At 58.2% G+C, this 25,715-nt stretch carries 27 protein-coding genes; 11 read left to right on the top strand and 16 right to left on the bottom strand.

Translation table 11 applies throughout. The features are described 5' to 3' along the window. The 3 genes from ACTG3T_RS09150 to ACTG3T_RS09140 all read right to left on the bottom strand — a co-directional run. Nucleotides 1-672: peptidogalycan biosysnthesis protein (locus tag ACTG3T_RS09150; RefSeq protein ID WP_439101960.1), on the bottom strand; the 672-nt coding region annotated here is incomplete at its 3' end. Between the two features lie 55 nt (nucleotides 673-727). Beyond that, nucleotides 728-1,642, bottom strand: coding sequence for a 4-hydroxybenzoate octaprenyltransferase (gene ubiA, locus ACTG3T_RS09145; RefSeq protein ID WP_439101959.1), 915 nt, complete (start codon nucleotides 1,640-1,642; stop codon nucleotides 728-730). Continuing rightward, nucleotides 1,639-2,280 (bottom strand): chorismate--pyruvate lyase family protein, encoded by a 642-nt coding sequence (locus ACTG3T_RS09140; RefSeq protein ID WP_439101958.1) that lies wholly within the window; start codon nucleotides 2,278-2,280, stop codon nucleotides 1,639-1,641. The genes ubiA and ACTG3T_RS09140 overlap by 4 nt, the downstream gene beginning before the upstream one ends. Nucleotides 2,281-2,425: 145 nt before the next feature. On the opposite strand from ACTG3T_RS09140, the gene ACTG3T_RS09135 reads away from it, so the two are divergent. After that, a complete protein-coding gene (locus ACTG3T_RS09135; protein WP_439101957.1) occupies nucleotides 2,426-3,805 on the top strand; it encodes an FAD-dependent oxidoreductase in 1,380 nt (459 codons plus the stop codon). Nucleotides 3,806-3,823: 18 nt separating this feature from the next. On the opposite strand, the gene recG is transcribed toward ACTG3T_RS09135, so the two are convergent. After that, nucleotides 3,824-5,884 (bottom strand): ATP-dependent DNA helicase RecG, encoded by a 2,061-nt coding sequence (gene recG, locus ACTG3T_RS09130; protein WP_439101956.1) that lies wholly within the window; start codon nucleotides 5,882-5,884, stop codon nucleotides 3,824-3,826. Nucleotides 5,885-5,946: 62 nt separating this feature from the next. Between recG and ACTG3T_RS09125 the strand changes: the two genes are divergently transcribed. Next, nucleotides 5,947-6,834 (top strand): NAD-dependent epimerase/dehydratase family protein, encoded by an 888-nt coding sequence (locus ACTG3T_RS09125; RefSeq protein WP_439101955.1) that lies wholly within the window; start codon nucleotides 5,947-5,949, stop codon nucleotides 6,832-6,834. Here ACTG3T_RS09125 and ACTG3T_RS09120 read toward each other — a convergent pair. From ACTG3T_RS09120 to ACTG3T_RS09100, 5 genes are all read right to left on the bottom strand, one after another. Further along, a complete protein-coding gene (locus tag ACTG3T_RS09120; protein ID WP_439101954.1) occupies nucleotides 6,802-7,185 on the bottom strand; it encodes a RidA family protein in 384 nt (127 codons plus the stop codon). The genes ACTG3T_RS09125 and ACTG3T_RS09120 overlap by 33 nt on opposite strands. Before the next feature lie 50 nt (nucleotides 7,186-7,235). Continuing rightward, nucleotides 7,236-9,353: a RelA/SpoT family protein gene (locus ACTG3T_RS09115; RefSeq protein WP_439101953.1), complete on the bottom strand. Its 2,118-nt coding sequence runs from the start codon at nucleotides 9,351-9,353 to the stop codon at nucleotides 7,236-7,238. A gap of 149 nt (nucleotides 9,354-9,502) precedes the next feature. Beyond that, the gene (rpoZ, locus tag ACTG3T_RS09110) at nucleotides 9,503-9,763 is read right to left on the bottom strand and encodes a DNA-directed RNA polymerase subunit omega (RefSeq protein WP_405273704.1); all 261 of its coding nucleotides are present in this window, start codon (nucleotides 9,761-9,763) and stop codon (nucleotides 9,503-9,505) included. A 319-nt stretch (nucleotides 9,764-10,082) separates the two neighbouring features. Beyond that, the gene (gene gmk / locus ACTG3T_RS09105) at nucleotides 10,083-10,703 is read right to left on the bottom strand and encodes a guanylate kinase (protein ID WP_439101952.1); all 621 of its coding nucleotides are present in this window, start codon (nucleotides 10,701-10,703) and stop codon (nucleotides 10,083-10,085) included. 100 nt (nucleotides 10,704-10,803) lie between these two features. After that, entirely contained in the window at nucleotides 10,804-11,667 is an 864-nt protein-coding gene (locus tag ACTG3T_RS09100) for a YicC/YloC family endoribonuclease (protein WP_439101951.1), read from the bottom strand. Nucleotides 11,668-11,742: 75 nt separating this feature from the next. On the opposite strand from ACTG3T_RS09100, the gene rph reads away from it, so the two are divergent. Then, nucleotides 11,743-12,465, top strand: coding sequence for a ribonuclease PH (gene rph / locus ACTG3T_RS09095; RefSeq protein WP_439101950.1), 723 nt, complete (start codon nucleotides 11,743-11,745; stop codon nucleotides 12,463-12,465). A 120-nt stretch (nucleotides 12,466-12,585) separates the two neighbouring features. Here the strand turns inward: rph and ACTG3T_RS09090 are convergent, their stop codons facing one another. Then, on the bottom strand, nucleotides 12,586-13,347 hold the full coding sequence (locus tag ACTG3T_RS09090) for an exodeoxyribonuclease III (protein WP_439101949.1): 762 nt from the start codon (nucleotides 13,345-13,347) through the stop codon (nucleotides 12,586-12,588). Between the two features lie 107 nt (nucleotides 13,348-13,454). On the opposite strand from ACTG3T_RS09090, the gene pyrE reads away from it, so the two are divergent. Beyond that, nucleotides 13,455-14,111: an orotate phosphoribosyltransferase gene (pyrE, locus tag ACTG3T_RS09085; protein WP_439101948.1), complete on the top strand. Its 657-nt coding sequence runs from the start codon at nucleotides 13,455-13,457 to the stop codon at nucleotides 14,109-14,111. A 36-nt stretch (nucleotides 14,112-14,147) separates the two neighbouring features. Next, nucleotides 14,148-14,813 carry a hypothetical protein gene (locus tag ACTG3T_RS09080; protein WP_439101947.1) on the top strand — a complete coding sequence of 222 codons (666 nt, stop codon included), beginning with the start codon at nucleotides 14,148-14,150 and terminating at the stop codon, nucleotides 14,811-14,813. Between the two features lie 107 nt (nucleotides 14,814-14,920). Here ACTG3T_RS09080 and slmA read toward each other — a convergent pair whose 3' ends face one another. From slmA to coaBC, 4 genes are all read right to left on the bottom strand, one after another. Further along, nucleotides 14,921-15,673 carry a nucleoid occlusion factor SlmA gene (gene slmA / locus ACTG3T_RS09075; protein WP_439101946.1) on the bottom strand — a complete coding sequence of 251 codons (753 nt, stop codon included), beginning with the start codon at nucleotides 15,671-15,673 and terminating at the stop codon, nucleotides 14,921-14,923. A 90-nt stretch (nucleotides 15,674-15,763) separates the two neighbouring features. Beyond that, nucleotides 15,764-16,669 (bottom strand): acetylglutamate kinase, encoded by a 906-nt coding sequence (argB, locus tag ACTG3T_RS09070; protein WP_439101945.1) that lies wholly within the window; start codon nucleotides 16,667-16,669, stop codon nucleotides 15,764-15,766. Between the two features lie 44 nt (nucleotides 16,670-16,713). Then, nucleotides 16,714-19,236, bottom strand: coding sequence for a phosphomannomutase/phosphoglucomutase (locus ACTG3T_RS09065; protein WP_439101944.1), 2,523 nt, complete (start codon nucleotides 19,234-19,236; stop codon nucleotides 16,714-16,716). Between the two features lie 107 nt (nucleotides 19,237-19,343). Then, nucleotides 19,344-20,549 (bottom strand): bifunctional phosphopantothenoylcysteine decarboxylase/phosphopantothenate--cysteine ligase CoaBC, encoded by a 1,206-nt coding sequence (gene coaBC / locus ACTG3T_RS09060; protein WP_439101943.1) that lies wholly within the window; start codon nucleotides 20,547-20,549, stop codon nucleotides 19,344-19,346. A 156-nt stretch (nucleotides 20,550-20,705) separates the two neighbouring features. Here coaBC and radC point away from each other — a divergent pair, with 156 nt between their 5' ends. The 5 genes from radC to ACTG3T_RS09035 all read left to right on the top strand — a co-directional run bounded on the left by radC (nucleotide 20,706) and on the right by ACTG3T_RS09035 (nucleotide 23,350). After that, nucleotides 20,706-21,380 (top strand): RadC family protein, encoded by a 675-nt coding sequence (gene radC / locus ACTG3T_RS09055; protein ID WP_439101942.1) that lies wholly within the window; start codon nucleotides 20,706-20,708, stop codon nucleotides 21,378-21,380. Between the two features lie 168 nt (nucleotides 21,381-21,548). Continuing rightward, a complete protein-coding gene (gene rpmB, locus ACTG3T_RS09050) occupies nucleotides 21,549-21,785 on the top strand; it encodes a 50S ribosomal protein L28 (protein WP_008293438.1) in 237 nt (78 codons plus the stop codon). Nucleotides 21,786-21,828: 43 nt separating this feature from the next. Beyond that, nucleotides 21,829-21,984, top strand: a complete 156-nt coding sequence (gene rpmG, locus ACTG3T_RS09045) for a 50S ribosomal protein L33 (RefSeq protein WP_008293439.1) — start codon at nucleotides 21,829-21,831, stop codon at nucleotides 21,982-21,984. Nucleotides 21,985-22,104: 120 nt separating this feature from the next. Beyond that, nucleotides 22,105-22,917, top strand: coding sequence for a bifunctional DNA-formamidopyrimidine glycosylase/DNA-(apurinic or apyrimidinic site) lyase (mutM, locus tag ACTG3T_RS09040; protein ID WP_439101941.1), 813 nt, complete (start codon nucleotides 22,105-22,107; stop codon nucleotides 22,915-22,917). Between the two features lie 52 nt (nucleotides 22,918-22,969). Then, nucleotides 22,970-23,350 (top strand): hypothetical protein, encoded by a 381-nt coding sequence (locus ACTG3T_RS09035; RefSeq protein ID WP_439101940.1) that lies wholly within the window; start codon nucleotides 22,970-22,972, stop codon nucleotides 23,348-23,350. Nucleotides 23,351-23,430: 80 nt separating this feature from the next. Here the strand turns inward: ACTG3T_RS09035 and coaD are convergent, their stop codons facing one another. Then, nucleotides 23,431-23,916 carry a pantetheine-phosphate adenylyltransferase gene (coaD, locus tag ACTG3T_RS09030; RefSeq protein WP_439101939.1) on the bottom strand — a complete coding sequence of 162 codons (486 nt, stop codon included), beginning with the start codon at nucleotides 23,914-23,916 and terminating at the stop codon, nucleotides 23,431-23,433. Nucleotides 23,917-23,974: 58 nt separating this feature from the next. Continuing rightward, on the bottom strand, nucleotides 23,975-24,562 hold the full coding sequence (gene rsmD, locus ACTG3T_RS09025) for a 16S rRNA (guanine(966)-N(2))-methyltransferase RsmD (protein WP_439101938.1): 588 nt from the start codon (nucleotides 24,560-24,562) through the stop codon (nucleotides 23,975-23,977). An 87-nt stretch (nucleotides 24,563-24,649) separates the two neighbouring features. Between rsmD and ftsY the strand changes: the two genes are divergently transcribed. Next, nucleotides 24,650-25,684, top strand: a complete 1,035-nt coding sequence (gene ftsY, locus ACTG3T_RS09020; protein WP_439101937.1) for a signal recognition particle-docking protein FtsY — start codon at nucleotides 24,650-24,652, stop codon at nucleotides 25,682-25,684. The last annotated feature ends 31 nt before the right edge of the window (nucleotides 25,685-25,715 follow it).

Raw genomic sequence — 25,715 nt, 5'->3', positions numbered from 1 at the left:
TGTCCAGTCTTCTTCTGAGAGCTCTGTGCCGTCTCGCATACTCAGAGTGAGCCCCTGTTCGCTGACCCGGCGGCGCTCCTTTCGCAGTGATTTGCGCTTGCGACTGGAGAAGGTGCCGAGAAAGTCGTCGAAGTCGCTGTAATCGCGGTTGTACCAGTGGAACTGTACCTGGTGACGGGTGTGCAGTCCCGCTGCCGCCAGGGCCTGCGCATCGTCCTCCCGGGGGAAAAGCACATGCCAGGAAGAAGCGCCGAGGCTCACCGCCAGCCCGGGCATTTGCTCCCGAAACGTTGACCAGAGAACATCCGGATCCAGATCTGCGGCATGGAGCATGCGTGGACCGGTTGCCGGCGTAAACGGCACAGCCGTTATCAGCTTGGGGTAATACTCAAGGCCCATGCGACGCCAGGCATCTGCCCAGGCCCAGTCAAACACATACTCGCCGTAGGAGTGGCTTTTTAACCACGAAGGCAGGATTGCGAGGGTGCGGTCCTGATCCTTCAGCCGCAAATGCGCCGGGGTCCACCCCGCTGCGGTGGTGGTGCAGTCGGCCTGTTCCAGGCCCAACAGAAAATCGTGGCGAAAGAAGGGGTAGTCATCGCGCCGCAGGGCATCCCACTCAGTGGCGGATACCTGCCCAACGCTGCTGAGAACCTCCAGTGCGAGGCTCATGACGTAGGCAGCTCTAAGCCGCTAACACATAGCCCTAGGCCGCGAACGCATAGCCCTAAGCCACTAAGGCATAGTTGGCAACGATACCCAGAAAAATGGTCAGACCTACCCAGTTGTTGTGCAAAAATGCGCGGAAACATGCGGCCTCTTCGCGTTCGCGAATCAAGTACAGGTGATAGCCAAACAGACCGGCGGTGACCAGCAGGGACAGGAAGTAGGGCCAACCCAGATCGAACTCCCTGCCCGCCAATGCCAACGCGGTGAGGCACAGTACCTGTAATACGGCAATAACGCTGCGGTCGGATTCCCCGAACAGGATGGCGGTGCTCTTGATGCCGATCTCCAGGTCGTCCCTGCGATCGACCATGGCGTACTTGGTGTCATAGACCACGGTCCACAGTGCGCTACCGGTAAACAGCAACCACAGCGCGGGGGGCAGGCTGTTTTGCTGTGCGGCAAAGGCCATGGGGATTGACCAGGAAAACGCCAGTCCCAACACCACCTGGGGAAGGTGGGTGTACCGCTTCATCAACGGGTAGCAGGAAGCGAGTGCCAGCGCCGGTACAGATAGCATGATGGTCATAAAGTTGGTCATGAGCACCAGGCCGAAGGCCATGAGGCACAGCACTGCAAAGAAGGCCAGTGCTTCCCCTACGGTGACGTCCCCGGTGACCAGGGGGCGATTACGGGTGCGGGTAACGCTGCCATCAAGGTTTCGGTCGGCTAAATCGTTGATGATGCAGCCGGAGGAGCGCATAAGCAGCGTGCCCAGGCCAAAGATCACCAGAAGCTTGAGATCCGGAACACCTTCGGCAGCGATCCACAGCGCCCAGAGCGTGGGCCACAGCAATAGCAGGGTACCGATGGGGCGATCCCAGCGAATCAGCTGCAGCAGCGCCGAAAACTTGCTCGTCTGCCGGTTTTTGGAGGGCGTCTCGGATGACGTTTTAGATGGCACAGTGGTGCTCATGAAGCGCTTTGGATCTCGTCGTTGCTTTTGTTTGAACCTATTGTAACGCTCACCTGCCCCCTTCGGGAGCGATGAAGCGGGGTGGCTGATTTCCAGCGGGGGAACCCCTCGAGGAACACTTCGCTCACCAACAGTGGTTTGCCAGCCACCTGAAAACAGGAGCGCCGCGCCCAGGCGTCACCCTGCTGATGGAGCTGATCCGGCAGATAAGGGTCATCGCCGGCAAGCAACGCAATCTGAAACGGACTGCGCCGCATATCCGGTCGGGAGAACAAAAAGCTGCCGAGACTTTTGTTTTTCAGTCTCCGTAGCCGCAGCAAGGGGCCGTCCAGGGTGCTTACGGGGAATACGGAGCGCGCGTAGACCACCGCCTCACCGTCCAGGCGCATTACTATCTGACGAACCATTGCCAATTCGCGATGCGCCATATTGAGCAGCTTCCGCTCATCGGGTTTTGGGGTTTCCCAACATTGACGCCAACGCTCCAGCGAAAAGGCTTTGCCGGTATTCATGAGGTGCTGGGTGAGCGACCCATCGTCAAGCAACCAGCTACGCACCGGTGCCAGCAGGGGCCCGGAGATCTTTTCTTCACGTCGCCAATGGGGGACGCCTGCGCTGCGGTTTGCTTGCAGAGTCATAGATATCAAGTTGGTGGGGAGGGCGAGAATGCGTGATGTTTCGCTACCATGCAAGTCGCAAAGCGCCTTTTCAGCCTTACGGCAGGGCGTGTTAATCTTCCGGCCCTTCAAAAAAGTAGTGCCTCGTAAAAGGAGTGGGTCTGGCATGCGTAAGTGGGAATGTATCGTTTGTGGGCTTATTTACGATGAGGCCAAGGGCTGGCCCGATGATGGCATAGTGGCGGGCACGCGCTGGGAGGATGTGCCTGAAGACTGGCTGTGCCCGGATTGCGGCGTGGGTAAAGAAGACTTTGAGCGCATTGAAGAGGCGGTGGAAGAAGATGCACCCCATCACCAAACGCCCGGCAGTGAGACCCAGCCCGCACCCGTGGTGATTATCGGTACGGGGCTTGCCGGCTATGGCATTGCCCGGGAGTTCCGTAAGCACGATAGCGACACACCGCTATTGTTGATCACCGAAGACGATGGCAGAGCCTATTCCAAGCCCATGCTATCGACCGGTTACACTAAAAACACTGATGCTGCCGCGCTCACCCAGAGTGATGCGGGCACCATGGCCGCCAATCTTGATGCCAGTGTGTGGACCATGACCCGTGTCCAGGCCGTAGACACCGCGCGCAAGGTTTTGCGCCTGGCCGATCGTGAAACCGAGGTGCACTACACCGCACTGGTGTTCGCTACCGGTGCCAGCGTGATTCGGCCTCCCCTCGCCGGGAATGCCCTGGAGCGTGTGTATTCGGTAAACGATCTCATGGACTACGATGACTTTCGCACGGCCATGGAGCGCCTCGCGGTGAAGCGTGTTGCCATCATCGGTGGCGGGCTTATTGGTTGTGAGTTTGCCAACGATCTGCTCAACGGTGGTTTTGAGGCGGATGTTATCGATCCCCTTCAGCACTGTTTGCCTACGCTTCTGCCCGAACCCTGCGCCCGCGCCCTGCAATCCGGGCTTGAAGCCAAGGGCGCCCGCTTTCATTTTGGCCCCCTGGTTACCGAGGTCAATTTCCCCGCCGGGAGCACTGACACCGTTCAGGTTTCTTTGAGCGATGGCAGCATGCTTGATGCGGATATCGTCGTGTCGGCGGTGGGTGTCCGTCCCAACATCGACCTCGCAAAAAGCGCGGGCATCAGCGTCAACCGGGGAATCGTTACCGACCGCATGCTAAAGACCAGCGCGGCGGACGTGTATGCTTTGGGTGATTGCGCCGAGGTAGAGGGCCACGTACTGGTTTATGTTGCACCGCTCATGGCCGCCGCCCGCGCCCTGGGTAAAACCCTGGCGGGAGAGCCAACGGAGGTGAGTTACCCCGCGATGCCGGTCACCATCAAGGTGCCTGCCTGTCCCACGGTGGTGGCGCCCCCTGCGGCTGATGCCGAGGGCGAGTGGCAATTCACCATTGATGGAACCAACACTCAGGGTGAGTACCGCAACGAAGCGGGGGATTTACTGGGGTTTGCGTTGACTGGTGAGGCCACCAAACAGAAGATGGCTTTGCAAAAGCAGCTACCGCCTATTATGGCCTGAGTGGGATTCTTGTAATCCTCAGACGTTTGCGAAGGCCTGGCGGTCTCCTGCCCAACGACGGATCAGGGGTTGCACCCACCGGGGATGTTGCTGCTGAAGTGCTTCGGCGATTTCCTGCACCTCCTCAAGAAGGTGCTCGTGCTCGGGAAGCCTGGCTACCCGGAACTCCATAAGCCCGGTCTGGCGGGTACCCAGAACCTCGCCCGGTCCCCGCTGGCGTAGATCCTCCTCGGCGATGTAAAAACCATCGTTACTCTCCCGCATCACCTGCAGACGGGAGCGGCTTTGCTGTCCCAGGGGTGATTGATAGAGGAGCACACAGTGACTGGCGGCACTTCCCCGCCCTACGCGGCCCCGCAGCTGGTGCAATTGCGCCAGCCCCAGTCTCTCGGGGTTTTCGATAATCATGAGCGTGGCATTGGGTACATCGACGCCCACTTCGATCACCGTGGTGGCTACCAAAAGCTGAAATTCTCCGGCCTTAAAAGCACTCATGACGGCGTCTTTTTCTTTTGCCTTCATGCGGCCGTGGACCATGGCTACGGCTATACCGTCCAGAGCTTCCGCCAGCTCCGCAAAGCTCGACTCCGCCGCCTGGGCCTGCAGGGTGTCGCTGTCTTCAATCAAAGTACATACCCAGTAGACCTGGCGACCATCCCTGCAGGCGAGAGCAACGCGCTCAATGATTTCCTGGCGTCGTTGGTTGTCGATGAGAACGGTACCTACCGGCTGTCGCCCCGGTGGGAGTTCATCGATGATGGAGCAGTCCAGATCCGCATAGGCGACCATGGACAGCGTTCGGGGAATGGGGGTCGCGGTCATGATCAACTGGTGGGCACGCCACGCACCCCCGGTTTTCTCGCTCAGGGCCAGTCGCTGATGAACGCCGAAGCGGTGCTGCTCATCGACGATCACAAGACCCAGGCGCGCAAACTCCACCCCATCCTGAAACAGCGCGTGGGTGCCAATGACCAGGGAGGCCTCGCCGCTTTCAATCGCTGCCAGCGCCTGCTGTCGTTTTTGTCCCTTGACGCTCCCCGCCAGCCACATTTGTGAAATGTTCAATGCGGAAAACCACGCCGCGAAGTTGCGCCGATGCTGCTCTGCAAGAAGTTCCGTGGGTGCCATAACCGCAACCTGGTAACCGCTCGCGATAGCAATGAGCGCTGCTGCAGCGGCCACCACAGTCTTTCCTGACCCTACGTCGCCCTGCACCAGGCGCAGCATGGGCTTCTCCATGGCAAGATCAGCATTGATCTCCGCCATTACCCGGTGCTGGGCCGCAGTGGGTTCAAAGGGTAGAGCATCGATAAACCGCTGACTGAGCTGCTGTGTATCATTTAACACCGGGGCAGCACGCTCGCGACTTCGGGCGCGCATTTCGTGCATGGACAGCTGGTGTGCGGCGAGCTCTTCCAGAGCGAGGCGAAGCTGAGCGGGGTGACAGCCGTCCCGCAGGGCCTGCTGGTCTGCCTCGGGCGGTGGACGGTGCAAAAAACGCAGGGCGGAACTCAGGCCGTAGTCGTCCTGACGAACCGGTAGTAACTCTTCTGGCGGATGTTTTGCGAGAACGCTCAACGCCTGATCGGAGAGCTTCCGCCACTGACCCTGACTGATACCTTCGGTGCTGGGATAAATGGGCGTTAGTGATTCTTCGTTGTCGCTGATGCTGGCACTTCTTCGGTACTCCGGATGAATCATCTCCGCCTGCTGGGGGCCCCGGCGCACCGTGCCAAAACAGCGTAGGCGATCACCTTTTTGCAGGGCGTTTTGCTGTGCCTGGGAAAAGTGGAAAAAGCGCAGCGTGGCGGTGCCCGTACCGTCCTGTAATTTCACCATTAACGAACGTCGTCGTCCCCCGCCACTCACACTTACCAGGGCGACATCGCCTTCAATCACCACCTCCGCGCCGTCCTGCAACGCGCCGATGGGCGTTACCTGTGTTCTATCCTGATAGCGCAGGGGCAAATGAAACAGCAGGTCCTCAACATTGCTGATGCCATAGCGTTGGAGGCGTTCCGCCATTTTGGGTCCTACGCCGCGCAGGGACTCGAGGCTTTGTGTGACAATCCCACTCATGGGTAGCGTTTTTTCTGCCCGTAAAAACAGCCGGTCTGAATCATGGGAGAGAAGGAGTAGCCGTGCAGCAGAAAACCATCGCGATCGTAGGATTTGGTGATCTTGGGGAGCGCCTTAGTCAACTGCTGCCCATGGCAAAATGGCATTGTCTGGGGCTCCGACGCACGGCAAATGCGGTGCCTGAGGGTGTGGAAAGTATTGCTATTGATCTTCGTGATGCTCACAGCCTGGACGTTCTTGCCGAGCGCCGGCCCAATGCTCTGGTTATTGCGCTGAGCCCTTCGGACCGCAGTGCCAGGGGGTATGAGGCGGGCTTTGCGGATGCCATGGCGGGGATTGTGGCGGGCCTTGGTAATCATGTGCCCGAACGCGCCTTTTTTGTGTCCAGCACACGGGTGTACAGCGAGGCGCACGGCGGCTGGGTCGACGAGGACAGCCCTACCGCTGACCAAGACCCCCATGCAGCAGCCATTCTTGCGGCGGAGCGAAGCTTTCTTGCGGGGGTGGAAAACAGTGTGGTGTTGCGGGCTGCCGGGCTCTATGGGAATGGCCCCGGCCCCTTGCTGAAGCGCATCGCTGCAGGCAGGCTTACGCCTCCGTCGCCACCCCGGTACAGCAATCGCATCCACCGCGATGACGTGGCGGGCTTTATGGCGGCGGTGCTTGATGGGAAGGCCATGGTAGATGCCCCGATCATCAATCTTGTTGATGATGCCCCGGCTGCCCTCCAGGAAGTGGAGGCGTGGTTGTGCAACGAACTCGGAGTACCCTGTGAGACTCCGAGTCCTGCCCCTCACGGTGATCCGCCGGTGCACAAGCGCATTCGCAACGGGCGTTTGCACCGTAGCGGGTATGCGCTGCAGTTTCCCGATTACCGGAAGGGCTATGGGGCGGTGCTCCATCGCTGGATGGCACACTCAGAGCGCGAGAATAGCCTCGATCTCCACTGACACGCCCTTGGGTAAACCGGCCACCTCGACACAGGCCCGCGCGGGATAAGGCTCGTTGCAGAAGGTCTCCATGACCGCATTCACCGCTGCAAAATCCTGCATATCGGTGAGGGAAATATTGATCTTTACAGCATCATTCAGGCTGCCACCGGCGGCCTCTGCAACCGCCGCCAGGTTGCTGAACGCCTGCTTTGCCTGGGCCGTAACATCGCCTTCAACGACCTCCATGGTCTCCGGATTGAGGGGAATCTGCCCTGACAGCCAGGCGGTATTCCCGACTTTCACCGCCTGGGAATAGGGTCCGAGGGCTGCAGGGGCCTTGGGTGTCGCGATAATGGCGCGGTTGCTCACGGGTGACTCCTTTTTACTGGGTGCTGTGTTTTGGGGGCTTGAGAGTAAGACTAGTTTTGCACACGGCTGACACGCCGCACGCTGTCGATACTGCGAAGACGGCGCATGATGCGTGCAAGATGCACACGGCTCTCGACATGTAAGTCCAGATCAACATAGGTGAACTGATAGTCTTTATCGGTAGAACTGATCTTGTCGATATTGACGTTCATGCTGTTGATACGCGTTGCGATGGTAGCAATGGCGCCACGGCGGTTTTCGGTCTCAATGCGTAATTCAGCGAGGAACTCGCCGCTGACTTGATCATCCCAACGCAGGGGGATCCATTGTTCGGGCTTTTCTCGAATGTCCGCAAGATTCCGGCAACCTTCCCGGTGCACAATAACGCCACGCTCGGAGCTGATATAGCCCGCGATGGCATCGCCCGGCAGCGGCCGACAACAGCGGGCGTAGCTCACCATAAAACCTTCGGTGCCCCGTATCGCCAGCGGAGAGTCGCTTCCCGGCTGCGGTGTGGGTCCTTCGGTGCTCGTTTCACCTGCAAGTTGGCTTGCGACCACGCCGGGTAGTCGCTTGCCCTGGGCAAGCTCAGCCAGAAGGTCATCCAGGGTAGTCAGGCCGGCGCTCTCAAGATAACTGCTCAGTCTAGCCTCTGACAACTCGGTGACATTGAGATCGAAACTGGCAAGGGACTTATCCAACAGCCGACGACCGAGCGCCGCGGCGTCTTCCTGGGTCTGGTGCTTCAGATAGTGGCGGATGTTGCTCCGTGCTTTTGCGGTTATCGCGTAGTTAAACCAAGAGGGATTGGGTCGCGCTCCCGCTGCGGTGATGACTTCCACCGTTTGGCCGCTCTGCAGGGGTTCGGACAGAGGAGCCAGTCGTCGATTGATTCGACAGGCCACGCAGGTGTTGCCCAGCTCTGTGTGCACGGCATAGGCAAAGTCCACGGCGGTAGCGCCGCGGGGCAGCTCCATGATGCTCCCCTTGGGTGTGAAGATGTAGATTTCATCGGGGAACAGGTCAATTTTGACGTTTTCGATGAACTCAAGGCTGTTACCCGCGCGTTGCTGCATCTCCAGCAGGCCCTGTACCCACTGGCGGGCCCTGGCGTGGGAGCCATTGACGGTGTCGGAATCGGTTTTGTACAGCCAGTGGGCCGCGATCCCGTTATTGGCCATATCTTCCATTTCCCGGGTGCGGATCTGGATTTCGATGGGCACGCCGTGCATTCCCATGGTCACCGTATGCAGGGACTGATAGCCGTTCGCTTTGGGAATGGCGATGTAATCCTTGAACTCACCCGGGACAGGTTTGTACAGCGAGTGAATACAGCCGAGGACGCGATAGCAGCTGTCCACGGAGTCCACCACTACGCGGAAGGCATAGATGTCCATGATTTCGGAGAAGGACTTCTTTTTGGCACGCATCTTTTTGTAAATGCTGTAGAGGTGCTTCTCCCGACCTATGACCGTGGCTTCGTAACCATCCTGGGCCAATGCGTTTTCAATCTGGCTGCGCATCTTGTCGACGAGCTCAATGCGGTTGCCCCGGGCCGAGCGCCGCGCGGCTTCGATGCGGCGGGCGCGCATGGGATAAAGCGCGGTGAAGCCCAGGTCTTCAAACTCCATACGCACGGAATTCATCCCGAGCCGCATGGCGATGGGCGCGTAAATATCCAGGGTTTCCTTGGCGATGCGCCGCGCCTTGGCGGTGGGTAGTACGCCCAGAGTGCGCATGTTGTGCAGCCGGTCGGCAAGCTTGACGAGGATTACGCGAATATCTCGCGCCATCGCTAAAGCCATCTTCTGAAAGTTCTCGGCCTGCTTTTCTTCGAGGGTATCGAACTCAATTTGCGTGAGTTTACTCACGCCGTCCACCAGCTCGGCCACGGCTTCACCAAACTGGGATTCGATGGCGTCCTTATCGATCCCCGTATCTTCAATGACATCGTGGAGCATCGCCGCCATAAGGCTTTGATGATCCATGTGCATGTCAGCGAGGATGCCGGCAACGGCAAGGGGGTGGGTTACGTAGGGCTCACCACTGCGTCGCTGCTGCCCAAAGTGCGCTTGTTCGGCGAAGTAATAGGCGCGTCGCACCAGGGTGCTTTGCTGATCATCGAGATAGGATCGAAGATTGGCGTCGAGGGAGTCGATGGTCTGCATATCAGGCGGCGTTCCACGCCTCTGCGGACCCTGCCCCTTTATCTGCTACTGCGTAGCAGTCGGGAAACTGGCATGCGCGTCCAGAAATGGTCCGGCGCGCGTCCGATGACAGCGCGCTACCGTCGTAGCGGCTGCTATCAGGCAGGAGCTTAGAAGCTTTCGCTTGCACCCATCACTTCGGCGAGTTCTTCCTCGGCGTCCAGCTCGTCTTCACGATTCAGCATATCTGGCGTGACCAGGCCTTCGGCGATCTCGCGAAGAGCGACTACGGTAGGCTTGTCGGACTCTTCCTGCACGAGAGGATCCTTGCCACCGGTGGCGAGCTGACGGGCGCGTTTGCTTGCCACCATGACCAGCTCAAAGCGGTTATCTACGGACTCGAGGCAATCTTCTACTGTTACGCGTGCCATATTTCTTCCCATCTATGGTTTAAACAAATTCTCAGGACAGTCAGAGAAACAAGCTGTTGGCACATCTTGGGCGTTTCTTTTATCGCTCTTTCAACCCTTTCTATGATGGGATGATAGCGAGCAAGACGAGCACACAATGCCAGAACAACGAACGTCAACAAATCTGCCTGAGTCGGAGCACACAAGCGCGCACACCGAAGAGCCGGACATTATAGCCCAAAACAAGCAAAAAATAGCCCCGTCAAAGCGGTAATCTTCAAGTCTCCCCGGGACGTTTCTGAAGCGCTAGGGATGCCGGGATGCTGTTGTCACGGCGAGCCTACCCGAGCAGGTCCTTGAGTTGGACGGCGTGACGATGGGCCTGCTTGGGGGTTTGCAGTCGCTGGGAGCGAACAATGGCCTGAAGCTCAAGCAGTGCCTCCTCAAATACATCGTTAATCACCAGGTAATCAGCTTCGACGTAGTGGGACATTTCTGACACCGCAGCGGCCATGCGACGCTCTATGGTCCCTGCGTCGTCCTGGCCTCGTTGGCTGAGCCTTTCCCGCAGAGCTTCTTCTGAGGGAGGCAGGACAAAGATAGAGCAACTTGCCGGTAGTAGGCGTTTGACCTGCCGGGCCCCCTGCCAGTCAATCTCGAGAATGACGTCGGCGTCAGCAGCGAGTTGTTGTTCGACAAAGTGTTGCGAAGTTCCGTAAAGATTGCCAAAAACCTCCGCATGTTCGAGAAAAGCACTCTCTTTCAGCATGTTCTCAAAAGCCGGGCGATCACAGAAATGATAATTCACGCCATCCATTTCTCCCGGTCGGATCGGACGCGTGGTGTGGGACACGGAGACCTGCAGTGTGGGCTCCGCATCGACCAGGGCTCTTACGAGACTGGTTTTGCCGGCCCCCGACGGTGCAGAAATAGTGAACAAAGTGCCTGATTGTGGATGCATAGTGACGTCAGTGCCCGGGACGGGTTTTGCCTTAACGGAAGATAAACTCGGACACAAGGTTACGGTAGCGCACCCTTTATTGCGACAGGGCCGACGCTGATTATTCGATGTTTTGTACCTGCTCACGCATTTGTTCGATGAGCACTTTCAGCTCCACGGCGCTCTGGGTGGTGCTGCTTGTGGTTGCCTTGGAAGACAGCGTGTTGGCCTCGCGGTTGAGTTCCTGCATAAGGAAGTCCAGGCGCCGGCCACAGGGGCCCCCCTTATCGAGAATACGCTTGGTTTCTTCGATGTGAGCCTCCAGACGATCCAGTTCCTCGTCCACGTCGGCTTTTTGCAGAAGCATTACCAGTTCCTGCTCGATCCGACCCTCATCCAAGGGCTGCTCAAGTTCCTCCAAGCGACGCCGGAGCCTCTCTTCCTGGCGCGCTCGCAGCGCCGGCAGCGCCTCGCGAAGGGCGGCGACTTCTTTTTCGATAGCGTCGAGGCGGCGCCGCAGGAAGGCTTCCAGCTGCTGACCTTCCCGGGCGCGGCTTTCCTGAAGGTTGGCAAGGGCGGCTTCAAAGCGCGACCACGCCGTGCTCTGTATCGCCGATTCCTCAACGCGCTCGGCGTTGCAAACACCGGGGAACTGCAACAGTGCCAGGGCATCCGTAGGAGCGATGGAGTCCGACAGTTTGCCGACCTTGTCCAGCGCTGCCAGAACCGTTGCAAGGCGATCCTCGTTGATCTCCAGGGTATCTTTGCTTTCGCTGTCCACGACTCTTATCTGGCAATCAACCTTGCCTCGCCTGATGGTCTTGGCGATGGTGTCACGGAGGCGGGTTTCCAGGGCCCGAAGACTGTCCGGCAGCTTGAAATGACAATCGAGGTAGCGGTGGTTGACGCTGCGCAGTTCTACAATCAGGGTGATGGGCGATGTTTCGGCCTCTCTGGCGAAAGCGGTCATGCTATGCAGTGTCATTTCGGTCCTTGGGGTCTCAGCATTCGTCGCGTCAGCGTATACTGCGACCTTTCCCAAAAACAAGGAATCTTCGCAATGCCAAGACCCAGTGGCCGGGCCCCCGACCAACTGCGCGACATCAGTATCGAGCGCCAATTTACCTGCCATGCCGAGGGTTCGGTGTTGGTGAGCTTTGGTAATACCCGCGTCATCTGCACCGCTAGCGTTGAAGACAGCGTCCCGCGATTTTTGCGCGGTAAAAACTCCGGGTGGATTACTGCGGAGTACGGCATGCTGCCCCGCTCCACCGGCTCGCGCATGGGGCGCGAAGCTGCGCGAGGCAAACAGGGTGGTCGCACCCAGGAGATTCAGCGACTTATCGGGCGGTCTCTCCGTGCCGCGGTGGATTTGTCAAAGCTTGGCGAGCACACAATCACCCTCGACTGTGATGTGATTCAAGCTGATGGCGGTACCCGCACCGCGTCGATCACCGGCGCCTTTGTGGCTTTGGTGGATGCCATTAACGGTCTCCAGCGGGATAAGAAAATCCGCACCGACCCCCTTCGCCATTTTGTTGCATCGGTGTCCGTGGGTGTGTACCAGGGGGAAGCGGTATTGGACCTGGATTATCCCGAGGACTCCAAGGCCGATACGGACCTGAACGTGGTCATGGCCGAGGGCGGAGAATTCATCGAAGTGCAGGGCACCGCGGAAGCCGCGCCTTTCTCCCGCACCGATCTGGATAAGATGCTCGATCTGGCGAGCGGTGGCATTGCCACGCTCATCGATTGCCAGCGAGCGGCGCTGGCGGTGGGTTAAGCGCCTTGGCCGGGTTTACAGAGCGCCTGCGGCGGTGTTATAGAGCGCCTGCGGCGGTTTTATAAAGAACCCCTAGCGGATCTGAAATGCCCCGCCGTGCCAGCGGGGCGTTATCCTGATTTACAGGTCGATGTCGTAATCAATAATGACCGGCGCATGACGGGAAAAGATTTCACCGGTATAGATCGCCGCGTGTTCCACGCTGTACTGCAGATCCTCTGAGATGATTTGCAAATCGATACGCCATCCGTCCTCGCCCCGTTCGTCGGGCCAATAGCTGAAGGCGTCACTGTCGGTGCTTACCTGGCGGAATGCATCTCTGTAACCGTTCTCCAGGAGGGTATCCATCCACTGGCGCTCTTCGGGGAGGAACCCGGAGCGATTGCTGTTTTCTGCGCTGTTCTGCATATCGGCGGCTCTGTGGGCCATACGCCAGTTTCCGCAGATAACGAATTTGCGACGCTTATTGCGGACTTTTTCCAAATGGGCGCCAAGGAGCGAGAAAAACTCGTTTTTGTTTGTTTGCTCTTCAATAACACCATCGTTGGCAACAGGTGCCAGAAGGCAGCCGATGGACAGGTCGCCGTAATCCGCCTGAATATAGCGGCCCTGCATATCAAAATCTGCGAACCCCAGACCGGTCATGATGGCTTTGGGGAGGGTGCGGCAATAGATAGCGACGCCGTTATCCTTGCCGTTAACGTCGTCAAAAAAGTAGGCGTTGTAGTCGCTTGGGAAAAAGACGTCATCCTGTAAATCGTATTCAGAACAGCGGATATCCTGAATACAGATGAAGTCGGCGTCCTGGCGGGACAGCCAGTCGTAAAACCCCCGTTCTGCGGCTTCACGCAGCCCGTCTGCGCTGAAGCTTATGATTCTCATTGCAAACCTCTGATATTGCGAGGCGCTATGATACCGAAAGGCCAGATGACAGAATACACTGTCAGATCAACTTTCCTCTCACTTTCTTCCCTGGAATCAGACTTATTATGCAAGCTTACCAACGCGAGTTTATTGACCTTGCACGACGTTGCGATGTCCTCCGGTTTGGCGAGTTCACCCTGAAATCGGGGCGTAAAAGCCCCTATTTCTTCAATGCCGGCGCCTTTGACAGCGGTGCCGCTCTTGCCGCTCTGGGACGTTTCTACGCCCAGTGCATTGTGGATTCCGGCGTCGAATTCGATGTGCTTCTGGGCCCTGCCTATAAAGGCATACCGCTGGCAACGACTACGGCAGTGGCCCTTGCCGATCATCACGGTCGCGATGTGCCCTTTGCCTATAACCGCAAGGAAGCCAAAAACCACGGAGAAGGGGGTGTTCTGGTAGGCGCCGAACTTCAAGGCCGGGTGCTGGTGATTGATGATGTTATTACCGCAGGGACCGCTGTGGCTGAGGTCATCGATATGATCAACGTTGCCGGCGCGGCACTTGCTGGGGTGGTAATTGGTCTTAATCGGCAGGAGCGCGGTAAGGGGGACTTTTCTGCGATTCAGGAGATTGAGCAGCGCTGGGGAGTACCGGTATTCAACATTATCGCCATGGAGGATCTTATTGTGTACCTGCAGGACACGGGTCCGGACGCCATGGATGTCCCCGACGGCGCGCTGGAAGCGTTGCGAAGCTACCGGGAGCGCTACGGGGTCTGACTTGTGGTGCCTGTCCTGCCGGCATATATTAGCTAAATGAAGCCGATTCAAAGTACCGGTGCCGCAGTGGGGTTGTTGCTCGTCGTTACCTTGTTTGCCCGTAGCGTGGCAGCGCAAGAGCGTCAGATGTACCGCTACACCAACGCGGAAGGCCACGCCGTGGTTGCCTATCAGGTACCACCGGAGTTTGTGGCTAACGGCTACGATATTCTCAGCCCCAGCGGTGCGCTGGTGGCCGTTGTGCCCCGAACTTTGAATGAGGGCGAGCGCGAAGGCCTGGACAGCGAGGCGCGGAGCGCGCGTGAAGCGGCTGAAGAAGCCGAGCGTATGCGTCGCTGGGACGAATCACTGCTCCTGCGTTACAGCACCATCGAAGACATTGAGGCAGCCCGGGACCGAGAGCTCAGAGATCTGCGTATCCGCGTGAGCATTCTCAAAGGAAAACTGCGCTCCTTAAAGCAGCAGGTTGAGAACTACCAGGCTCTGGCGGCGGATCAGGAGCGTCAGGGTAACGTCGTGAATGTAGAGCACCTCGCTGCCATCGATGATCTGCAGGCGGAGATTGGATCGACGGAGCGGGCGGTTGCCGACCGTCAGGACGAGATCGCCTCCGTCGAGGCTGATTATCAGAAGGACGTGGAGCGTTTCAGCAAGCTCCTGGATATTGTTGAGATGCGAAAAACGATGTCCGCTGAGAACTGATGCCGGCTCAACACCCCGTATAAACACAGGCTAAACATAGGCTAAACATAGGTTAAGGGTAATCTCCGCTTAAAACTTTCGCTGGGACTGACCTTGAAAAACCTACCCTAGGAAAAACCGCCGCCGGCGCTTTCTCTTCCGGAGGACGTCGCATCCTCACCGTCGGATGACGCTGCATCAACAGCAGAAGACTCGCCGGCGTACGCTGTGCCGCTTCCCGCTTTTACTTCTTCCTCCACTGCGGCCGTTCCGGTCCCACTGCCGCCGGAAGGCACCTCGCGGAAGAAATGTCCCATGAGGAAGCTGTACTGCTGGTCCCAGCCCTCGCTGGGGCTGCGTTTGAACTCACTCCGTACAAACTGGGAGATACGCCCCTCAGCACAGGAGAACAGCAGATTTGCCGCTTCGGGCAGCGGCAGCATGGGCCGTAGCGCTTCCCGTAGCTCGGCTTCACGCAGTACCTGGCGAATTTGGGTTTCTACCCGGTCCAGAACCTGGTTTACACGATGGCGAAGACGTTCGGTTTCACCAGTGAGGGCTTCACCGGTCAACAGGCGGCTGATTCCTGGATTGCGTTCCGCAAAGGTAATCAGTAGATAAAGAATGTGATTGCAGCGGGCAACGGCCTCGCCTTCCTCCTGAAGAATCAGTGCAATGCGCTGGAACAGCGTGTCTTCGATGAACTGAATCAGCTCTTCAAACATTTTGGCTTTGCTGGGGAAGTGGCGGTACAGCGCGGCTTCGGAAACACCGACCCTTGCGGCGAGTCGGGCTGTGGTTATGCGGTCACCGGGGTTGTCTTCGAGCATCTGTGCCAAGGCCTCGAGGATCTGCTGACGGCGCTGGACATTTCTCGGCATGGGAAACTCGTAGGAAGGCTGGAAACAGCATCCTAGCGACTGCCCACCATGGGGGCAATACGCCCGGGTAAAACTGGGAGGACGGGAGCGCTAATCTTCGCCGCGGGGTGTGATTTTCGTGCCCATTCCTTCGTCAGTGAAAATCTCCAGCAGCACAGCATGGGGCACCCGGCCGTCCACGATGTGCGCCGACGCTACGCCGGACTTTACCGCGTCCAGGGCACAGCCGATTTTGGGCAGCATTCCGCCGTGCACTGTGCCGTCGGCGATGAGCTCGTCTACCTTCGCCGTAGACAGGCCGGTAAGCACGGCTCCGTTTGCATCAAGGAGACCTTCAACGTTCGTCAGCAGCATGAGTTTTTCTGCCTGCATGACCTGGGCGATTTTACCCGCTACCAGGTCTGCGTTGATGTTGTAGGTATTGCCCTCGTCGTCGGAGCCTACGGGAGCGATGACAGGGATAAAGTTGCTGTCCAGAATGACGTCGAGAATCTCCCGGTCAATTTGGCTTACCTCGCCCACCTGACCAATATCGATGATCTCCGCGGCATCCATTCCCGGTGTCTGGCGGGTAACGTGCATGCGCTGGGCGCGGATGAGGCGACCGTCCTTACCCGATACGCCGATGGCCTTGCCGCCGTTTCGACTGATAGAAGAGACAATCTCTTTGTTAACGCTGCCGCCGAGGACCATCTCCACCACGTCCATGGTCTGAGCGTCGGTCACGCGCATGCCCTCAATAAACTCGCTTTCGATACTGAGTTTCTTCAGCAATTCACCTATCTGTGGCCCGCCGCCGTGCACTACCACCGGGTTCATCCCTACAAGCTTCATAAGCACGATATCCCGGGCAAAGCTCTCCTGGAGCGCGGGATCGACCATGGCATTGCCACCGAACTTCACCACAATGGTGCGACCGGTGAAACGTTGGATATAGGGAAGGGCTTCGGTGAGAACACGCGCGGTGTTCATGGCGGAGTCCGGTGTCAGCGACATGTTGTTTCCTTACTGGGGAGCGCTGGAGCGTCCAAATAATGCTTCTAGAACGGAATGTTCAGGTCCGGTGCTACCGCGGCTAGCTGTTCTCGGAACAGCCCGCGGATTTTCTCAAGACCCGCTTCATCGCCTGCTTCAAAGCGCGCGGTGAGCGCCGGTCCGGTATTGGAAGCGCGGAGCAAACCCCAGCCATCCTGAAAGTCGACGCGGAGTCCGTCCAGATTATTAGGTTTTCCATCAGCGAAGCGCGCGGACTCAATGAACTTTTGCATAAGCGCAAACTTTTCGTCATCGGGGACCGGAATGATAATTTCCGGCGTGCTCACGGCGATGGGCAGGTCCGCTATGAAGTCATCGATGCTCTGGTCCTGGGACGAAAGAATTTCTGCCAGCCGCCCTGTGGCATACATGCCATCGTCGAAGCCATACCAACGTTCGCCAAAGAAAATATGCCCGGAAAATTCGCCCCCAAGGAGAGCGCCGGTTTCCATCATTTTCTCTTTCATGAGCGCATGTCCGGTCTTCCATAGCACCGGTCGACCGCCGAGGCCGGTAATTAACTGCGCCAGGTTGCGGCTGCACTTCACGTCGAAAACCACGTCTGCTCCCGGATTGCGGGTTAACACGTCGCGGGCAAATATCATCATCAGGGTGTCGCTGCGAATGATCTGGCCGCCGCCGGTGACCACGACTACGCGATCACCGTCTCCGTCGTAGGCCACCCCAAAGTCCGCTGCGTTGGACAGCACCTCGCGAACCAGCGCGGTCAGATTGTCCTCGTTGCCGGTGTCCGGTGAGCGGTTGGGAAAGCGCCCGTCCACGTCGCAAAATAGCGGAATCACCTCGCAGCCCAGTTCCTCCAGCAGTGCCGGTGCGATGTGCCCTGTAGCGCCGTTGCCTGCATCCACAACAATTTTGAGGGGCACCGCGATAGCAATATCACTGACCACTTCATCCAGATACTCGCTGACCACGTCGCGCTGAATGGCGCGTCCCGTACCTTTGCTGAAACGCCCGGTCTGGGCGAGGTTGCGAATCTTTTCGATGGTGCCTTCGGCAATGGTCTGCCCTTTGAGAACAATCTTCATGCCGTTGTACTCGGCAGGGTTATGGCTACCTGTAATCATCACTCCGGATTTGGCATCCAGCAATGATGTCGCAAAATACAGCAGCGGCGTGGGCACCAGACCGATATCGATAACGTCCCGCCCGGCCTGCAAAATAGCTCTTTCGATGACCCCTTTTATACGGCTGCTGCTCGCCCTGCCATCGTATCCCACGCACAGGGTCTGCTCTCCGAGCTCTCCGGCTATGGTCGCGATGGCGCCACCGATGCGGTATACCGTTTCGTCGTCAAGGTCCGTGTCCGCAACGCCGCGGATATCGTAGGCCCGGAATATATGCGGCGATAGTCCCTGGGTAGCCGGTCCGTCCACCGAGGTCATGGCGGTATTGGTAGATGCTGCGCCGTGGGTATCTACCGCGGGCACGATATTGCTGGTGTTCCCCATGCGCGCCCGGCGGAGTGTGAGCTTGCGTAGATCTTTTGCCAGGGGCACCAGCTGAGGAATGTGCACATCCATAGGCGTGCGATGCTCGGCACCATCGATGATGCGCTCCAATTCAGCATCCAGGGCTTTACTGCTGCGTTGCAGCGCGAAGACAAAACCAACAACACAACATAGCATCAGTATACCCAGAACCCCGTAGGGCGGGCTGACGTGGCTGCTGAGATCGGCCACCAGCGCAGACGATGGCACAAAAATAATCCGCCAGGGTGTCTCCTTAACCTCCGCTTTACTCGCGGTAACATCGGACCCTGAGCCCTGGCTGGCGATACGTATATTCCGGTCCGCGCCTTCGCTGTAGACCCGTTGCTCCAGAACAAATTCGCCCACCATGCCCTCGGGGTGCGTCAGCATGGCTTCAAAGGTGCTGGCATCCAGCGTGAGCAGCACCACGGCGCGTCGTGATGTCATGCGCGGATGTGTTGCGACCTGCGCCAAGGACACAAGCCACTGCCCTTCAAACTGGTAGGCCTCGGGTTCTGCGGGTTCGTTGTTGCTTACCCTTCGCACCAGATCGACCTCGATATGATTGCGAAGTCCTTCAAAGCCGCCGGCAAGATCGGCCGTTCCCATGTCGCTGAGGGGGAGCAGGCGGAGGCTCACCGCCTGGGGAAAGTAATCCAGCATAGCCTGTTCCACAAGGCGGATATCCGCGGGATTTTGTTCCGCGATGGCTTGCAGTGCCAGGGGTGAGCGCACGGCTGATTCAACCCGTGACCGCAGGGCTGCGACACTGTCGCCGATATAGCGCGCTTGCTGCGATGCGTAGTTATCAGCCACGCGCTCTATGAGCGCGGCTTTTTCCAGAGGGGTGTGAAGCAATGCCAGGTACGCGGTGGCAAAGAGAAGCGGCACCAGAATTATCGAAAACCCGAGGAGCAGCGCGCTTCTCAGCGTATTCCCGCGGGCGCTGACGCCCTGGGTATTTCGCTGTTCGTCCGACGTGGCTTTTGTGGGTTTGCCCGGCTTCGGGTTTTTCTTCCCGGGGAGTTTCAGCATAGTCTAGCCGTTCCTAGCGTCAGCTGCGCGGGGCGCATTATTGATAAACCCATCATAGTCTTTCCCAGGTCCACTGGGAATCTCCTCCTGGGGAAGCCAAAGCGAGCTTATCCTTTGAGCGTGGCGATCTGCGCTATTACCACGGCTGCCAGGACGTCCTTGGAGCACTGCTCCACCTCGCGCTCACTGACACCGTCGTGATCTCGCCACAGCAGTAAAGCCGCATTGTTTTCGCTGTTAAAGCCGATACTGCTGTCGCTCACATCATTAGCCACGATCATATCCAGGCTTTTTCGTTCCAGCTTGCCCAGTGCGTGTTCCCGCAGTTTTTCTGTTTCTGCGGCAAAGCCAACGCTGAAAGGTTTGGGTGAGTGGCCGGCCACGCTGGCGAGGACATCGGGGTTTTTTACCAGCTGTAACGCTACCTCGTCGTCGGACTTCTTAATCTTCTGTTCCGCCGCCGTAGCGGGTCGATAGTCAGCCACAGCAGCACAGCCAATAAATATGTCGCAGCTGTCCAGAAGGCTCAGGCTCGCGTCCAGCATCTCCTGTGCGGTGCCTACGCGGTGGAGTTGCACGCGCTCCGGAGCCGGTAGCGCCACCGGTCCCGATATGAGATCAACGCTGGCACCCGCATCCACAGCGGCGCGGGCAAGGGCGTAGCCCATTTTCCCCGAAGAGTGATTCGAGATATAGCGGACGGGGTCCAGCGGCTCCCGTGTGGGGCCGGCGGTGATCACTACCCGCTGCCCTGCCAAAACGCCGCTTTCAAACAGTGAGCCTGCATGCTCGGCAATCAATGCCGGATCCAGCAGGCGCCCGGGCCCCACGTCACCGCAGGCCTGGTCACCACTACCGGGCCCTGCAAAATGCATCCCCCGCTCTGCGAGTGTTCCCCGGTTGCTTTGTGTCGCCGGGTCTTTCCACATTTGCTGATTCATGGCGGGGGCTACCAGCAGGGGTGCGGCGGTCGCCAGCGCTACTGAGGTAAGCAAATCGTCGGCACGACCGGCGGCTAGACGTGCCATAGCGTCGGCTGTGGCCGGCGCAATAATCATCAGGTCCGCCCAGCGGGCGAGTTCGATATGTCCCATGCCGCGCTCTGCCTCCTCGTCGAGAAGACTGTGATGCACGCTATGGCCCGAGAGCGCCTGCAGTGTCAGGGGAGTAATGAACTCCTGGGCGCCGCGAGTCATGATTACCCGAACCTCGGCTCCTTCATCCTGCAGTTTGCGCAAGAGTTCTGCTGATTTATACGCGGCGATGCCACCACATACTGCCAGAAGCACCCTGCGATTGTTTAGATGTCCCATTTGCCTGGGTACCTTGGGAAAATGCAGCAATTCAAAAGATACCATTTGCGCCTGTGGATGACACGGATTGCACACAGGCTGCAAAAGGTGGTGGTAAATAAATAGTAGCCATTAGCCAGGACCCGATAGCCGGGAGCGCCCAGGGAGGGGTGGGTTATGTCTGATTGTAAAGCGCCCTGTGGAGAATCACCCCGGGAAAAACTGCTGGGTCGGGGTGCGCAGGCTTTGTCCGATGCCGAGTTGCTGGCCTTACTCCTCCATCGGGCGGGCGGTGGCACATGTCCGACACGTTATGCGGCAACACTATTGCAGCGTGCCGACGGGCTCGCCGGGCTTTTTGCTGCGGACCGGCGGGTGCTGCTGGAGGAGCGGGGATTGGGCCCGGCATCGGTATCGCGTTTGCTCGCAGCGGTGGAGCTTGCCGGACGCTGCGCCCGACAGCCCCTCACCCGGCGGGATGTAATGACCAGCCCCGAGAACATTCGTCTATTTTTGCAGCACCACCTGGGCGTTCGCAGCCGGGAGGTGTTCTGTTGTCTGTTTCTTGATTCCCAGCATCGCCTTCTGTGCTGTGAGGATGTGTTTTCGGGCACTCTCGACGGCGCTGCTGTCTACCCCCGGGAGGTGGTGCTTCGGGCCCTTCACCACAGGGCCGCCGCCGTGGTCCTGGCGCATAATCACCCGTCGGGACTCACTCACCCCTCAAGCGCCGATCGCCACATCACCCGACGTCTGCGCGACGCCCTCGCTCTGGTGGATGTTCGCGTCCTGGATCATTTCATCATCGGTCGAGGCAGTTGTTACTCCTTTGCGGAGTGTGGGTTGTTATGAGGTTTTCGCTTGCCCGATGGGGGTGCTTCTGGTATAAAGTCGCGCTCCGCGGATTGGGGAGCCGTCGTCTAATTGCTCCAAATCGCGTAACTTATTGAAAACTAGAGCTTTTGCCTGAGTAAACGACCAATCTGCGGTTTGTTTCGGCTCGGGTCCAGCGAGGAAATCATGGCCAGAGTCTGTCAGGTCACCGGTAAGCGTCCGGTCACCGGTAACAATGTATCTCACGCAAAGAACCGTACCCGCCGTCGGTTTCTTCCCAATCTGCATCAGCATCGTTTCTGGGTTGAGTCAGAAAAGCGCTTTGTGCGTTTGCGCGTCTCGAGCAAGGGCATGCGCATTATCGACAAAAAAGGTATCGATACCGTGCTGGGTGAACTCCGCGCGCGCGGCGAAAAAGTCTGAGTTCGCCACGCGGCTCACTGAAACAGTTTAGAGAGGCAGCATCATGAGAGAAAAAGTTCGCATGAACTCCAGCGCAGGTACCGGGCATTTCTACACCACGGACAAGAACAAGCGCACCACCCCGGACAAGCTGGAAATGAAAAAGTACGATCCCGTGGCGCGCAAGCACGTCATGTATAAAGAAGGCAAAATCAAGTAAGCGTTTTGCCCTGTGCGTGTGCATCATTGCAGCGCGACTCCAAAACCCTGGCATCTGCCGGGGTTTTTTGTATCTACAGTATGATTTTTATCGATAGTTCTTTGGGAGGTCGCTCAGTCAATGCCGGAATTACCCGAAGTTGAAACAACCCGGCGTGGTCTCCTCCCTCACTGCGAGGGACGCCGGGTTACCGACCTGGTGCTTCGGGATACGCGCCTGCGGTGGCCGGTACCGGCGCAGCTCCCGGCGATACTTCGGGGGCAGCGGATTCAGAAACTCGAGCGTCGCGCCAAATACCTTCTGTTCCGTCTGGAACAGGGGACTTTGTTGGTGCATCTCGGTATGTCCGGTTCCCTGCGGGTGCTGCTGAGCCCCCAGCCTGCCGCCAAGCATGATCACATTGATATTGAGCTCGATAGCGGCGCGGTGCTGCGCTACAACGACCCCCGCCGCTTTGGCAGTTTTCAGTGGTTTGAGTCCGGGACAGAGTTCACCCCCCTGGCCCGTCTTGGGCCTGAACCTCTCTCTGAGGCTTTTGACGGCAGGCGGCTGTTTGAGCTCTCCAGAGGGCGAAAAGTTGCTGTAAAGCCATTCATCATGGATGGAGCCACGGTGGTGGGTGTCGGTAATATTTACGCCAGCGAGGCACTTTATTTTGCGGGAATCCGTCCAGACCGCGCTGCACAGCGCGTATCCCTGGCCCGCTATGAACGTTTATCAGATCACATAAAGCAAGTACTAACTAACGCCATAGATAAAGGCGGAACTACCCTCCGCGACTTTGTAGGTGGGGATGGTAAGCCGGGGTACTTTGCTCAGCAGCTATTCGTTTACGGTCGCTCCGGCGAGGCCTGCAAGGGCTGTGGTGGCGTCCTTCGGGATAAGGTGATCGATCAGCGTGCCAGTGTTTATTGCATAGCCTGTCAGCGTTGATCTGGGTACACTTGCAGTGGGCTCAGCTAGTCCCTATTGCGGAGGAAACAACGTGTTAGCTCATATATCGCAAGTAAAACGTCAGATAGGTCTTGTCCTCGTTGCGCTTATGTTGGCGCCATCGGGATTTGCCCAGAGCTCCATCGATGAAAAACCGAATGCCTTTGCCATGGCTGGCGATCTCGTCGTCGCGCGACCCATTGGGCTGGTGATGACCGCGGTGGGTGGTGCAGCGTTTGTGGTTTCCCTGCCATTTACCGCGATGGCAGGTTCGGTATCGGAGTCGGCGGAGAACCTGGTTCTGGGACCTGCGAAAGAAACCTTCGTGCGCTGCCTTGGATGCCGTGTGTCCGGCTACAGCTATAAGGATGCGGAACGACGGCGGCAACGCAAGGCCGAAGAGGCAGAGCAGGCGGCAATGGCGCAGCAGTAAGCCGATTGCTCCACGCTGGGCGCGGCTGGTCGCAGCGCCTCGAGCCGCCAGCAGGAGCCTTTTGCTTCTGGCAATAAACCCTAGTGCGGAAACTTCCACTCCAGAGCATTGCTTACGTTTTCCGGCACGAAGGGAGTAATGTTCCCCTTGAGGGCCGCAATCTCTCGCACCAGCGACGATGAGATGTAAGACAGGTGCTCGCTGGGGGTCAGGAAAATACTCTCGAATTCCGGATATAGCGCGCGATTCATGTTCGCCAGCTGAAATTCGTATTCAAAATCAGCAACCGCACGGAGACCGCGCAAGACACAGCGGGCGTTTTCGCTGATGACAAAATCGGTAAGCAGGTTACTGAAGCCCTTCACCTCCACGCCATCGATGCCCGCAAGCGCCTCGCTGCATAAATCAACACGTTCATCGAGACTGAAAAGGGGCGTTTTTTTTTCGCTGAAAGCGATGGCAACCACCACCCGGTCGAACAGCTTTGACGCCCGTTCCACCAGATCCACATGGCCGATGGTGATGGGATCGAAAGTCCCGGGGTAAATAATAGTTCGATTGTCCACAGTAGGTTTCCGCTGTCCCAGGAGAGGGGATACTAAACAATCGACTTCGCCCCCTCAATCAACCCCTTGTTCCCTGCTGCGCCGCACGAAGCAGCGCGTAAACAACGCCGCCGCTCTTTTTGCTTCGCTGTTGCTCCCAATGAACGGGTATCGAAGGGGCATGATCGGGAGCGTACTCCACATAGACGAGGGTGTCCGCTGCCAGCAAAGCGCTGTCTTCCAGTTCATCCAGAGCCAGCTGCAGTAGGTCACTGGCAAATGGTGGATCCAGAAACACCAGGTCATAGTTCCCGGTGTCTGCGCCGTTGAGAAACTGCCGGGCGTCGCCCTGCCATACCCTGCCCCGGTTGCTGGCTCCGAATAACTTCAAGGCGTCATCAAGAAGCCTTGCAGCCTGCGATTGCTGCTCCACAAACTGGCAATAGGCGGCTCCCCGGGATAGCGCTTCGAGCCCCAGGGCTCCGGTGCCAGCAAATAGATCAAGACAGCGCGCGCCCGCGATCTCGGGTGCGAGCCAGTTAAACAGGGTTTCGCGACTGCGGTCGGTGGAAGGTCGCAGGCCCGGAAGGTCGGCCACGGGGAGTTTTCGCCCGCGCCACTCGCCGGCAATAATCCGCAGCTTCCCCGTACTTTTTGTTGCTCCCAAAATGCCTGTCCCATCGCAGCATGAATCCTCGCGATGATACGATAGACATCCGATAACCACACACGCCCGAGCCAGACGTTCCTATCAATGAAGTTTTTTAAATCCAAGCCTGAAGGGGATAAACCGGAGGCGTCCGACGCCCCATCGATAGAGCCGGTGGTTACTGCAGACGAGTTATCCAAGGACACCGACAATAGCTCAGGCCCCGGGTTTTTTGGGCGCCTCAAGCGGGGACTGGGCCGCACCAGCGACAGTCTTGCCGCGGGCTTTGGCAATCTGTTTCTGGGCCGCAAAACCATCGATGCGCAATTGCTGGAGGAACTGGAATCTCAGCTCCTCATCGCTGATGTGGGTATCGAGGCGACCAGTGAGATTATTGAGCATCTTACGGACCGGGTATCGCGCAAGGAGCTCTCTGACCCGGAAGCCCTGATGCAGGCGCTGCGCGGGGAGCTGCAGAGCATCCTGCTTCCTTGCGAAAAAAGCATGGCTATGGGCGCGGGGGCGCCTTTCGTGATCTTGATGGTAGGCGTAAACGGTGTGGGTAAAACCACGACCATCGGTAAGCTGGCCCGGCGCTTTCAGGACGAGGGTCGTTCTGTGATGCTGGCCGCAGGGGACACCTTCCGGGCCGCTGCCGTGGAGCAGCTTCAGCACTGGGGCGAGCGCCACGATGTGCCGGTGATAGCCCAGCATACCGGCGCCGACAGTGCCTCGGTGATTTACGATGCCTTACAGGCGGCGACGGCCCGGGGCGTGGATGTGCTCATCGCCGACACCGCCGGTCGCCTGTCCAATAAAAGTCATCTTATGGATGAGCTCAGCAAAGTGGTGCGGGTGATGGGCAAGCTCAACCCCGAGGCTCCCCATGAGGTGATGCTGGTGCTCGACGCGGGAACAGGACAAAACGCCCTGGCCCAGGCCGCACAGTTTCGTGAGGCGGTGGGTGTTACCGGGCTGACGCTGACCAAGCTGGACGGCACGGCGAAGGGTGGCGTGATTTTCGCCATCGCGCGGCGTCTGGGACTCCCCATTCGGTTTATCGGCGTCGGTGAGTCAGCCCAGGATCTTCGGCCTTTTGTTGCCGAGGAGTTTATTCAGGCGTTGTTTGATCGCGATTGACCGATGTTGTGACAAAGCCGAAATAGAAAAG

The organism is Congregibacter sp. (assembly GCF_965660375.1).
Taxonomy (GTDB): domain Bacteria; phylum Pseudomonadota; class Gammaproteobacteria; order Pseudomonadales; family Halieaceae; genus Congregibacter.
Note: the sequence above shows the minus strand (reverse complement) of the source record. Positions and strands in the feature narration are given on the sequence as shown.